General features: G+C 69.8%; 12 protein-coding genes. 9 read left to right on the top strand and 3 right to left on the bottom strand.

What is annotated here, in order from left to right; translation table 11 throughout:
* The first annotated feature begins 52 nt into the window (after positions 1-52).
* The 3 genes from VIB55_RS16465 to VIB55_RS16455 all read left to right on the top strand — a co-directional run bounded on the left by VIB55_RS16465 (position 53) and on the right by VIB55_RS16455 (position 3,022).
* Positions 53-1,645: a serine hydrolase domain-containing protein gene (locus tag VIB55_RS16465; protein WP_331877757.1), complete on the top strand. Its 1,593-nt coding sequence runs from the start codon at positions 53-55 to the stop codon at positions 1,643-1,645.
* A gap of 134 nt (positions 1,646-1,779) precedes the next feature.
* The gene (locus VIB55_RS16460) at positions 1,780-2,169 is read left to right on the top strand and encodes a hypothetical protein (RefSeq protein WP_331877756.1); all 390 of its coding nucleotides are present in this window, start codon (positions 1,780-1,782) and stop codon (positions 2,167-2,169) included.
* 130 nt (positions 2,170-2,299) lie between these two features.
* Positions 2,300-3,022 carry an alpha/beta fold hydrolase gene (locus VIB55_RS16455; protein ID WP_331877755.1) on the top strand — a complete coding sequence of 241 codons (723 nt, stop codon included), beginning with the start codon at positions 2,300-2,302 and terminating at the stop codon, positions 3,020-3,022.
* 42 nt (positions 3,023-3,064) lie between these two features.
* Here the strand turns inward: VIB55_RS16455 and VIB55_RS16450 are convergent, their stop codons facing one another.
* From VIB55_RS16450 to VIB55_RS16440, 3 genes are all read right to left on the bottom strand, one after another.
* Positions 3,065-3,451, bottom strand: coding sequence for a hypothetical protein (locus VIB55_RS16450; protein ID WP_331877754.1), 387 nt, complete (start codon positions 3,449-3,451; stop codon positions 3,065-3,067).
* Positions 3,451-3,810: a hypothetical protein gene (locus VIB55_RS16445; protein ID WP_331877753.1), complete on the bottom strand. Its 360-nt coding sequence runs from the start codon at positions 3,808-3,810 to the stop codon at positions 3,451-3,453. Before VIB55_RS16445 ends, VIB55_RS16450 begins: the two co-directional genes overlap by 1 nt.
* A gap of 241 nt (positions 3,811-4,051) precedes the next feature.
* On the bottom strand, positions 4,052-6,361 hold the full coding sequence (locus tag VIB55_RS16440; protein WP_331877752.1) for a galactose oxidase-like domain-containing protein: 2,310 nt from the start codon (positions 6,359-6,361) through the stop codon (positions 4,052-4,054).
* A 186-nt stretch (positions 6,362-6,547) separates the two neighbouring features.
* Here VIB55_RS16440 and VIB55_RS16435 point away from each other — a divergent pair, with 186 nt between their 5' ends.
* The 6 genes from VIB55_RS16435 to VIB55_RS16410 all read left to right on the top strand — a co-directional run.
* Positions 6,548-7,258, top strand: coding sequence for a class I SAM-dependent methyltransferase (locus VIB55_RS16435; RefSeq protein WP_331877751.1), 711 nt, complete (start codon positions 6,548-6,550; stop codon positions 7,256-7,258).
* 67 nt (positions 7,259-7,325) lie between these two features.
* Positions 7,326-7,799 carry a DinB family protein gene (locus tag VIB55_RS16430; RefSeq protein ID WP_331877750.1) on the top strand — a complete coding sequence of 158 codons (474 nt, stop codon included), beginning with the start codon at positions 7,326-7,328 and terminating at the stop codon, positions 7,797-7,799.
* Positions 7,800-7,823: 24 nt separating this feature from the next.
* Positions 7,824-8,855, top strand: a complete 1,032-nt coding sequence (locus tag VIB55_RS16425; RefSeq protein ID WP_331877749.1) for a tetratricopeptide repeat protein — start codon at positions 7,824-7,826, stop codon at positions 8,853-8,855.
* 86 nt (positions 8,856-8,941) lie between these two features.
* Entirely contained in the window at positions 8,942-9,430 is a 489-nt protein-coding gene (locus VIB55_RS16420) for a GyrI-like domain-containing protein (protein ID WP_331877748.1), read from the top strand.
* Positions 9,431-9,496: 66 nt separating this feature from the next.
* Positions 9,497-9,778 (top strand): hypothetical protein, encoded by a 282-nt coding sequence (locus VIB55_RS16415; protein WP_331877747.1) that lies wholly within the window; start codon positions 9,497-9,499, stop codon positions 9,776-9,778.
* Positions 9,779-9,878: 100 nt separating this feature from the next.
* The coding region (locus tag VIB55_RS16410; protein WP_331877746.1) for a type IIL restriction-modification enzyme MmeI at positions 9,879-10,587 on the top strand (709 nt) is incomplete at its 3' end.

The following is a 10,587-nucleotide window of genomic DNA, read 5'->3' as shown; positions in this document are numbered from 1 at the left end:
GTGGTGGAGTTCGCGACCGAAACCCGCCGCGGCGGACCTCCGGGAGGACCCCATGACCACGCGTTCCATTCTCGTCGCGCTCTGCGCAGCGCTCGCCCTGGCTCCGTCCGCCATCGGCGCGCAGCCCTCCGGCAGCAGCGCGGCGCCGCCCGCCGCGTTCACCAACCCGCGCCGCCTGCAGCAGCTGAGCGCCGCGTTTCCGGCCATCGACAGCATGATGCGCGAGTTCGCCTCGCGGTCGCGGGTGCCCGGCATCGCGTACGGCATCGTGGTGGATGGACGGCTGGCCCACGTGGGCACCGCCGGGTATCGCGAGCTGTCGTCGCGCTCGCCGGTGGATACGTCGACGGTGTTCCGCATCGCCTCGATGAGCAAGAGCTTCGCGGCCGCCGCCATCCTGCAGCTGCGCGACGAGGGGCGGCTGTCGCTGGACGACCCCGCCGAGCGCTACGTGCCCGAGCTCGCCTCGCTGCGCTACCCCACCCGCGACGCGCCGAAGATCACCATCCGCCACCTGCTGACGCACTCGGCCGGCTTTCCCGAAGACAACCCCTGGGGCGACCAGCAGCTGGCGGCCACGAACGACGAGATGTCGGCGATGATGCGGGGCGGCATTCCGTTCTCCACCGCGCCCGGCACCAGCTACGAGTACTCCAACTTCGGGTTCGCTATCCTGGGCCGCATCGTCGCCAACGTCTCGGGGATGCCGTACTCACGGTACGTCACGGAGCGCGTGCTGCGGCCGCTGGGGATGAACTCCACCACGCTGGAAGCGTCGGCGGTGCCGCCCGCCCGACTGGCGCACGGCTATAGGCTGCGCGACGGCGAGTGGATCGAGGAGCCGCAGCTGCCGGACGGCGCGTTCGGGCCCATGGGCGGCATGCTCACCTCCGTCAGCGACCTGTCGCGCTGGGTGGGGATGATGCTGGACGCGTGGCCGCCGCGCGACGACGACGAGCCCGGCCCCGTGCGCCGCGCGTCGCTCCGCGAGATGCAGCAGGTGGGGCGCTACAGCGGCGCTTCCGTCGTCCGCGACACGGCGGCCGGGACCAACGCGCTGAGCGCGGGCGGCTACGGCTACGGGCTGGGCATCCGGCAGACGTGCCTATTCCGCACCGTGGTCTCGCACAGCGGCGGGCTTCCGGGCTTCGGCTCGCTGATGCGCTGGCTTCCGGAGCACGGGGTGGGGATCGTGGCGATGGGCAACCTCACCTACACCGGCTGGGGCGGGGCGACGGACCAGGCGCTGGCGATGCTTGCGCGCACCGGCGGGCTGGAGCCGCGCGTTCCCCAGCCCGCGCCCGTGCTCCTGCAGCGCCAGGAGCAGGTGTCGCGTCTCGTGTCTCGCTGGAGCGAGCCCCTGGCCGACAGCCTGGCGGCGATGAACCTGTACCTGGACGAGCCCAGGGACCGCAGGCGCGTGGCGATGGACCGCCTGGTCCGGGAGGTTGGCGGCGAGTGCCGGAACGAGGGGACGCTCCTGGCCGAGAACGCGCTGCGCGGAAGCTGGCGGATGCGGTGCCGCGACGCCGACCTGCGCGTCTCCATCACCCTGGCACCCACGGAGCCGGCGAAGGTGCAGTACCTGGACGTAAGACGCATCGCGCGCGGGGAAGACGTCGCCCCCGCGGCCGTCTGCCGCTGAGGGTCTGCCCGGGCGCGGCAGGCCTTCGCTCAGATGGGCGTGCTTCGCCAGACTTGCGATCGGTACCGGTCGGCCCAAGGTTTAGCACCATCCTTTCTGCCCGCAATTGTCATCCCCCACTCGGAATCTTTCACATGACGACCGCACGCCTCCACCGCTGGTTCGCGACCCTCGCCCTGGCCGCCGTCGCAAGTGGCTGCGCTCCGAAAGGCCCGCCTGCGCACATTCCCGCGACCGGCGAAACTGTCCGAACCCGGCTGGAAGCGGGGAACGACGGGCGCATTCAGTACGTGGTCGTCGAGAACAGGTCCACGGTCCCCATCACGGTCACGAGCGTCAGCCTGAGGGAGTGCTTGAACATCAAGAGCCGGTGCGAGGTCTACCGGCTGCGGGAGCCGGTTCCCCCGGGGTCGACGCGCCGGGTATTTACCGTCCGGGCCGACAATCCCGAGGGGGAGCACCGCTTCCGGTACGGCTTTAGTTGGGAGTCCGAAGAGAGCACGCCGACGCAGCCCAATCCGTAGGGTGCGGTTCGTCCGCCGCGCCGCGTGAGCGCGCGGTGCGCGGGAGCGGGCGCCCGTGCGTCAACATCGCCCCCGTCCCCGCGTGCCGCCGGCCCTGCTCGACCAACACCATCGCAACCCGGAGGGATCGATGCGACAGGGCTTGATGGGGAGTTTGCTCTTGCTGGCCGCCGCGTGCGCCGCCCCGGGTGGCGCGCGAGTGGGCGGGGTCTCACCGGCGGTGGTGGATACCGGGCGTGTGGCGGTGCAGGGCGGGGAGCTGTTCTACGAGGCGCGCGGCCAGGGCCCGCCCGTCGTGCTGCTGCACGCGGGTGCCCGGTACGACCACACGATGTGGGACGGGCAGGTGCAGGCGCTCGCCCGCCGCCACCGGGTGATCCGCTACGACCTTCGGGGTTTCGGCCGGTCCAGCCGCCCGAGCGGACCGTTCTCGCCGCCGGCGGACCTGCTCCGCGTGCTGGAGGCGCTGGGGGTGGAAAGGGCCTCCCTGGTGGGGCTGGGGATGGGGAGCGGGGTCGCGATCAACTTTGCGCTTCAGCACCCGGAGCGGGTGGACCGCCTGGTGCTGGCGTCGCTGGGAGCGCCGCCGCCGAACGTGCCGCGCCCGCCGGGCTCCCCGGACCTGGCCTCGCCGCAGGGGCGCGAACAGCTGCGCACGCTCCGCATGCCGATCCTCCTGATCGCCGGCGGCGCCGACGCCGCTCCCGGGCTGCGCCACGAGACCATCGTAGAGCAGGAGGTGCCCGGCGTTCGGCGGGTGGTGGTCCCGGGCGTCGGCGAGCTGGTGAACCTGGAACGCCCGGACGACTTCAACCGGCTGATCTTGGACTTTCTGGCCGGCGGCAGGCGGTGAGGCCGAGTCTGCCGGTGTCGGCCCAGGTGCGCCCCTGAGCGCTTAGAAAATGGCTGCGCCCAGGCTCAGCAGCGCGAGCAGGGCGAGCCCCGCCAGCAGGAGCAGTACGGTCTCCTGCAGGCCATCGGGCGCGATCTCGCGCTGCGTCGCGGATGGAGAAACGACGCGGATGCTGCGGATGTCGGCAAGCGCCACGGCCACCCGGATCGGTTGCCCCCCGGAGTCGGCGATCCAGGCACCGTAGGCGCTGTCGGCGGTTACCTGGGGGTTGGCGAGGCGCACGCGGCGCCCATCCGCCATCAACGCTTCGACGTCGCGCCCCCGGTACATCAGGATCTGCTCGGCCGCCGGGCGCTGCACCGCCGGCGCACAGGCGGCCAGCGTCAGCCATGCAATCACGCTGGCGGAGATCGGGAGGGGGTGGCGCATCAGTCGTCGGGGAGAACGAAGTCCATGGCCAGCAACGTCGCCAGGGAAAGGCCCGCGATCACGAGCACGCCGGTGAGCCCCTGCGTCTGGACGCGCTCGGGCCGGCGGTACTGGAGGTAGGCGATGTCGGAAACCGCCACGGCCATCCGCTGGCCGTTCACCACGCCGCTCACGGAGTCGCGGAAGAGCACGGCCCGCGACATCTGCACGCGGGTGCTGTCGCGCAGAGTGATCTTGACGCGGCTCTGCTGTTCGGAGAGTGCGTACCGGGGCACGGGTGTCGGCGGCTTCCAGTACGTGCATCCGGCGAGCAGAAGCATTGCCGCCGACAGCAGGGTGGCTCGCAGCACGCGGTTCATCGTGGTTCCCTCTGCTGCCCGGCTCGCGCGGGCGATCGAGTTTCTCCGATACGGCGCAGCGTAGTTGCCGCATGGCGGCAGTACGTGGGCTGCCGCTCCTCCGGGATGTGCACGAGCGCACGCCGTTCCGCAAGGTGCGCTCCGAAGCGTCCGTGCAAGCCCACACCGCGGGATCCAAGGCACCAAAGAAGCGCGCCGGCGGATTCCGCCGGCGCGCTCCCTCGATGGGGAACGTGGTGGATCAGGGCGCCGTCGCCTGGTCGTCGAAGCGGACCATGCGCGCGACGGCGGGCTTTCCGTGGCAGTCCACGTAAAAGAGCATGTAGAACGCGGGCGGCAGGTTGGCCCGGCGCGCGTCGGGCGTGCGGAACACGATCTCGTTCGCCGAGGTCGTCCGGAACGGCAGGTCCTTGAACTGCTGCCCGTTCTGCCAGCCGTGCGTGGCCGACGGAAGCTTGATCAGCACCAGCTTCGCCTGCTGCCCGGCGGTGCACTGCGGGGGGAGCCCGGCCAGCTGCACCCGGTACTCCTGGCTGCTGTGCAGCAGGTTGAACGTCTTGCCCCCGATCACCGCCTCCGGCCGGTAGCCGGGGGTGGGGCCGACGGGGCGGATGGAGGTGATCGACGCGCGCCGGTCCGGGTCGATGAACAGGTACGGCGGGCTGAACACCTCGGCCACCCAGTTCTCCGTGGGGACGGTGTTCATCCCCTTTTCGCCGCGGGCCATGGGCCCGTCGCCGAAGAAGTACATGTCGATGTCCACCAGGCTCAGGTCCGGCTTGGGCTGGCCGTCCTGGGGCATGCGGGCCGAATGCTCGCCGCCTCGCACGGTGGCCCGCGCCGAGTTGCCGCCGGACACCAGCACGCGGCCGTCGGGGAGCAGGAGCGCGTTGTTGTGGTACAGCCGCGGCTCCACGGCCTCGCTCATCCGCGTCTTCTCGTACCCGGTGAACGTGCGGCCGTCGAACCGGGGCGTCAGGAGCAGCGGATAGAACACCGGGCCGTAGAAATCGTAGTTGCCGCCGTTGATCACCAGCACCTGGCGCGTGGGAAGGATGATCGCGTAGTGCATGGTGCGGTCGTCCTGCGGCGTGTCGCCCAGGAAGTTCTCGTCCAGCGTCCACCGTCCGCCAAGCGGGTCGTCGGGCGACGCGTGGAACTCCTCGCGCTTGCGGCTCCCGCGCCCGCCGGCGAAGTGCGTGGGGGCGAGTCCGTCCGCCGACGTGGTGTTCATGGGCAGCAGCGTGCCCGGCGACGTGGGCTGGCCGCCCAGCAGGGTGATGTTCCCCGTGTTGGGGTCCAGGTACGTGGTGCCGTACGACGACACCGTGTCGGCGCGCTCGGGCCCGCGCTCGAACGACACGCTGGGGCGCTCGGCCGTCCCGCCGATGGTGGCCCAGTAGGTGTTCTTGGTGCGCCGCATGAACGCGGTGCTTTCCGTGCGCAGGCTCACCCAGTCGCCCTCCCGCGTCATGTACAGGCGGCCGTCGGGCATCAGGTAGTTTTCGGGATACAGCTTGAAGGCGTCCCGCTGGTTCGCGCGGATGCACCGCTCGTCGCACATCACGCCGCTGTCCGGAACGAACCCCGGGTTGATCACCGTGGCAAAGGGGCTGTGCGGCGCGTCGCGCACGTCCACCGACCGCCAAGCGGCCTGCGGGTTCCGGGGGGTGAACCGGGCCGGGTTGAAGAAGTCGACCGTGTGGTTGATCTCGAACTCGTACATCGTCGGATAGCCGTGGTCGAAGCCGACGAAGCCGCTGAACACCGCCATCCGCCCATCGAGCAGCGGAACGATGCTGGCGTACCAGCGTCCGCGCGGCATGAACCCGGCAAAGATCCAGGGATCGTTCGCCGGCTTGGGCATCCGACGCCAGTCCAGCGACTGCCAGTCGATGCCGAGCTCCTTCCGCCAGTCGAAGATGTACGTGGACCGGTTGCCGGTGCGGTACGGGTAGTAGTACTGCGTGCCGCCCGTGAAGAGGACGTTGCCGTCGGGCAGGTGAACGTGGCCCGTGCAGAACAGGTCGCTGGGCGCAAACTGGCCCACGCTGTCCGGGTCGGCGACGGGCACCGGGTGCGGAATGCGGTAGAAGGTGTTCCGGTCAGGGTCGTAGACCGCGACGTTGTTGACGAGCCGGTAGTAGTTCTCCAGGCTGTCCATGGAGAACGGGTTGCCGTTCCGGTTGAAGACGCCGGTGCCGGGGGCCGGGTTGTGGACGTTGGGGTAGTGCTCGATGGGCGCGTGGTTCCGCCAGCTGCTGCCGCTGGCCCACAGCACCTTGCCCGAAGGGAGCAGCACCCCGTGCACCGTCTGCATCCCCAGGATGCGGTGGATGGCCGCGCCGCCATCTTCCGGGATCACGGTCGCCCACCGGCCGTAGATGGCGGGGTTGGGCGTAAGCTCGTGCGCATCCGCGGGGGGGGGACCGTTCGCGTGGCCGTTCTGGGCGACGAGGGCGGGCGGCGAAAGAAGGAAGCTGAAAATGATCGCGCCCAGGGCGGCAAACTGCGGGATTGTGCGGGAGCCGGGATGAAGTGGCGTGCGCATGGACCTTTCTCTCGCGGGATCGGGCGGGATGCGTAACTGCAGTTTTCTACCTGAAAGGTATTGTGCGGCATCCGGAAAATCCAGAAAGCCGAAATTGGAGGCTCGCGCATCTCGTCCCACGTTCCGACTGGAGAACCACGTGCAGAGCGGATCCACGGGACATCGCCCCTCTCACGGGTCCCGCGGTTGACTCGCCCGCCCGAGCGCGCCGGCGCGGCGCCGGCCAGGCGGATCGCCTCCGACTTCGACCGCCTGGCGGCGTTCGATGACGGGCGGTGGGACCACAACCGGCACTATCACCCTTTCCTGCTGCGCTCCCTGCCGGTGAGGCGGGAGAGCGCACTGGAGATCGGCTGTGGAACTGGTGAGTTCGCGCGCCTGCTCGCCCGGCACTTCGAGCGGGTGACGGCGATCGATCTATCCCCCGAGATGGTGGGCCGCGCCCGCGAACTTTCGCGGGGCGTGGCCCTCATCGAGTTCACGCAGGCGGACGTCGGGTCGGTCGCCCTTCCGCCGGAGTCGTTCGACTGCATCGCCAGCATTGCGACGCTGCATCACCTGCCGCTGGAGGACACGCTGGTGAAGCTGTCCACGGCGCTGCGGCCGGGCGGCGTGCTGCTCATCCTCGACCTGTATCAACCCCGGACGGTTGCGGACTTTGCCTGGAGTGCCGCGGCGTGGCCGTCCGATCTCGCGCTCCGCGCCTGGCACCACGGCCGGCTGCGCGACCCGCCCGACGTGCGCCGCGCCTGGTCCGAGCACGCCCGGCACGACGTGTATCCCACGCTGGCGGACGTGCGCGCGCTGGGAGAGGGCCTGCTTCCGGGCGCCGTGGTGCGCCGCCACCTCTTCTGGCGGTACTCGCTGGTCTGGCAGAAGCCGTCCGTGCGGGCGTAACGTGAAGCTCGCGAGAGCGGCGGGGCTGGTCCGCCGCGGTGCTCCACACGATCTCCCACGCTTGCGCATGTCGACCGATTCGCTCCGCAGCCACCTGGTTCGCTTGCTGGACTGGCAGGATGCACACGCAACCTTCGATGCCGCCGTGCAGGGCATCGAGCCCGAGTTCCAGGGGATCCGTCCGCCGGGGCTGCCCCACTCCGCCTGGGAGCTGCTGGAGCACCTGCGGTTCACCCAGCGCGACATCCTGGATTTCTGCCGCGATCCCGGCTACGTGGAGCCGAAGTGGCCCGACGACTACTGGCCCCCGTCCGCCGCGCCGCCCTCGCCGGACGCGTGGAACCATTCCGCGTCGGCGTTCCGGGACGACCGCGGCGCCCTGAAGCAGCTCGCGGCCAATCCCGCCGTGGACCTGTTCGCCGCGATTCCGCACGGCACCGGGCAGACCATCCTGCGCGAGCTGCTGCTGGTGGCGGACCACAACGCCTACCACGTGGGCCAGCTCGTGCTGCTGCGGCGCGCCCTCGGCATCTGGCAGTGACCCGCCAGGCACGCTGATTCCCGGATGCGCGAACCTGAAGCGCGGAACGATCCCGACTTCCGCCGGCTGATCCTGCTGGTGGACGGCCGTCGTCCGGATCTGGCCGAGCGCGAGGTTCGCGACGCGCTGCGCGAGTTTCCGGACGCCGGGGCGCTTCATGGCCTCCTGGCGATTGCGCTGGTGAAGCAGCAGCGCGACAAGGAGGCGTTCCACACGGCGCGCGAAGGGCTTCGCCTGGAGCCGTTCCATCCATGGACCAACCAGGCGTGGGCGGCGGTGCACGCGCTGCTGCCTCGATACCAGCACCGCCGGGGCAGCATCAGGGCCGTACGCGATGCCCTCGCCCGCTCGCCGCACGAGCCGACGATGCACGGATATCTCGCCGTGGCAATCCTGACCCGCGCGCTGAGCCGGTTCCGGAAGCGCCGGCTGCTGCACGAGGCGCTCGACGTGGCCGACGCCGGCCTGGCGCTGGAGCCCGGCCACCTGGACTGCACCCTGGTGCGCGCGCAGGCGCTCTCTGCCCTGGGCCGGGCGGATGAGGCGCGGGAGGCGGCCCTGCGTGCGCTGCAGATCGCGCCCGAGCAGTCCGCGCCTCACACCGTCCTGGGCGCGGTGGAGCTCGCGGCGCGGAACACGGACCGGGGCGAGAAGCACCTGCGCGAGGCGCTGCGGATCAACCCGAACGATCGGCACGCCGAAGAGAAGCTGGGCGTCGCGAACCAGAACCAGCGGTGCTGCGTTGCGCTGGAGCTGCAGCTGCGCGCATGGAAGTGGCCGATGCGCCTGCTTCGCGCCATCGGTGTCGTGGGCACGGGCGTTGGCGTAGCCACGGGAACCGACGTGGTGTTGATGATCTACTGCGCGGTATGTGGGCCGTTCTACCTGCTGGCCTTGCACCCAGCCGTCTGGAGACGCCTCGCCCGCCCCGAATCGCGGGCGCTGCTCAGTGCCCCCGGCGCACTGCGCCGGGCCGACGTGCTGACCGCGCGTGGAGTGATCGTGGTCTGCACCGCTTTGGTCCTCTTCATCGTCGCCTTGGCCAACTCGAACTGACCTGCAGCTCCGTCAACGCCCGCGACGAAATTCTCCGCAGACGAGTTGTAATCGACCGACTCCAGCATTCCGATCGGAATCCCCCGATGATCGAAGCCATGAACGAGATCGAACCCGACCGGATCGCCGACAGGCTCGCCATGCTGCTGGGCGGCCTGCGACGCATGCATTCCTATCGCGATGCGCAGGCGAGCATGGTGGCACAGTGGGACGAGTTCGTGCGGATGGTGCCCGTGCCCGGCCAGCAGGGCGCAACCACGTACGGCGTGATGTGCGGCGCCTGGCCCGACGAGCAGAGGTTCGAGTACATGTGTGGCGTCGAGGTAGCGTCGCTGGATGCGCTTCCGCCCGAGTACGGACGGATGCGCATCCCCGCGCAACGCTACGCCGTGTTCTTGCACCACGGGCATGTGTCCACGCTGCACTCCACGTGGGACGCCATCTGGCACCAATGGCTGCCCCGGTCCGGCTATCGGATGGCCAACACCCCCGAGTTCGAGCGCTACGACGAGCGCTTCGATCCCCAGAGCGGGTCGGGCACCGTCGAAATCTGGTGCTCCATCCAGGACCCGTGATCCAGGGAGAGTCGCTGCTGGACTATCGACCGCGCGCTGAACTCTCTGACTGCCGGCGCTGACGGAATGGATTGGAAGCCGTACGATCCCGCCTGGCTGGTGGCGCTGGCGCGCGAGCAGCACGCGGACCTGCCCTGGCTCGCGGACGCGCTCGCGGCCTGCACGCGCGCAGCGTGGGAAAGCCGCGCCTACGTCCACTTCGTCGATCCGGCGGATGCCAACCAGCCGGGTTCGGCGTGGCAGTTCCAGGAGAATGTGGTCCTGGAGCATCCGCGCGAGGGAGAGATCGTGCTCGACGTGCTTCGCGGGCAGCGTGTGGGCGGCGCAGAGTTCCTGAAGCACCTTTGATACGGAGGATTTGGAGATCGGGATGGGGGCGTCGTAAGTTCCGGAAACGGCGCATCCCTAGCGCGCCCCTTCCCGCCGCGCCCGCTCTCCGTACATCATCGTGCATCCACAGAGCCCCGCACTCCGCGCCCTCGCCGAAAAGTGGGACGCCGTTCCCGCCGCCGAGCGCGCCAACTTCCAGCCGTACGTCACCGAGTTCTGCGCGGCGCTGGGCGTAACAGTCCCCCAGCCGCGCGGGTCCGGGTACGAGTTCGAGTACCCGGTAACCACCACCGACCGGCGCACGGGCAAGGACACCACAAACCGCATCGACCTGTACCGCCGAGGGCACTTCATCCTCGAAGCCAAACATACCGATGCGGGCGCGGGTGCCGACCGCGTGCTCGGTGCGGCGTACGGCCAGGCCAAGGGCTATGCTGGGGACGTGGCGCACGGCCCACCGCCGTACCTGATGGTAATGAACGTCGCGCGCACGCTGCTGGTGTACGACCGCTGGGGCGGGAGCTATGGCGGCGTCAATGCAGCGCGCCGCATTGACCTGCGGACGCTTTGGCGAAGCGAGGGAGACATTGAGTTTCTCCGCGCCGTATGGGAGAACCCGGAGTCTCTGAATCCCGCCATCCGCGGCCGGGCCGTTACGCGCGAGGTGGCGGAGCAACTGGCGAAGCTCTCGGCGTCGCTGGAAGGGCGTGGGATGGATGGAGAGCGTGTCGCGCGTTTCTTGATGCGCGCCATGTTCACGATGTTCGCCGAGGATGTGGGCCTGCTTCGCGAGAAACCGTTCCAGGCCGCACTACAAGCGTTTGTAT

Origin of the sequence: Longimicrobium sp. (assembly GCF_036554565.1) — a bacterium.
Classification (GTDB): domain Bacteria; phylum Gemmatimonadota; class Gemmatimonadetes; order Longimicrobiales; family Longimicrobiaceae; genus Longimicrobium.
Note: the sequence above shows the minus strand (reverse complement) of the source record. Positions and strands in the feature narration are given on the sequence as shown.

Excerpts from the sequence above, each read along its gene's own strand:
- VIB55_RS16430 (WP_331877750.1), top strand. The coding sequence starts at position 7,326 with ATGTCGACCGATTCGCTCCGCAGCCACCTGGTTCGCTTGCTGGACTGG.
- VIB55_RS16445 (WP_331877753.1), bottom strand. The coding sequence starts at position 3,810 with ATGAACCGCGTGCTGCGAGCCACCCTGCTGTCGGCGGCAATGCTTCTG.
- VIB55_RS16425 (WP_331877749.1), top strand. The coding sequence starts at position 7,824 with ATGCGCGAACCTGAAGCGCGGAACGATCCCGACTTCCGCCGGCTGATC.
- VIB55_RS16420 (WP_331877748.1), top strand. The coding sequence starts at position 8,942 with ATGATCGAAGCCATGAACGAGATCGAACCCGACCGGATCGCCGACAGG.
- VIB55_RS16450 (WP_331877754.1), bottom strand. The coding sequence starts at position 3,451 with ATGCGCCACCCCCTCCCGATCTCCGCCAGCGTGATTGCATGGCTGACG.
- VIB55_RS16460 (WP_331877756.1), top strand. The coding sequence starts at position 1,780 with ATGACGACCGCACGCCTCCACCGCTGGTTCGCGACCCTCGCCCTGGCC.
- VIB55_RS16465 (WP_331877757.1), top strand. The coding sequence starts at position 53 with ATGACCACGCGTTCCATTCTCGTCGCGCTCTGCGCAGCGCTCGCCCTG.
- VIB55_RS16455 (WP_331877755.1), top strand. The coding sequence starts at position 2,300 with ATGCGACAGGGCTTGATGGGGAGTTTGCTCTTGCTGGCCGCCGCGTGC.
- VIB55_RS16415 (WP_331877747.1), top strand. The coding sequence starts at position 9,497 with ATGGATTGGAAGCCGTACGATCCCGCCTGGCTGGTGGCGCTGGCGCGC.
- VIB55_RS16440 (WP_331877752.1), bottom strand. The coding sequence starts at position 6,361 with ATGCGCACGCCACTTCATCCCGGCTCCCGCACAATCCCGCAGTTTGCC.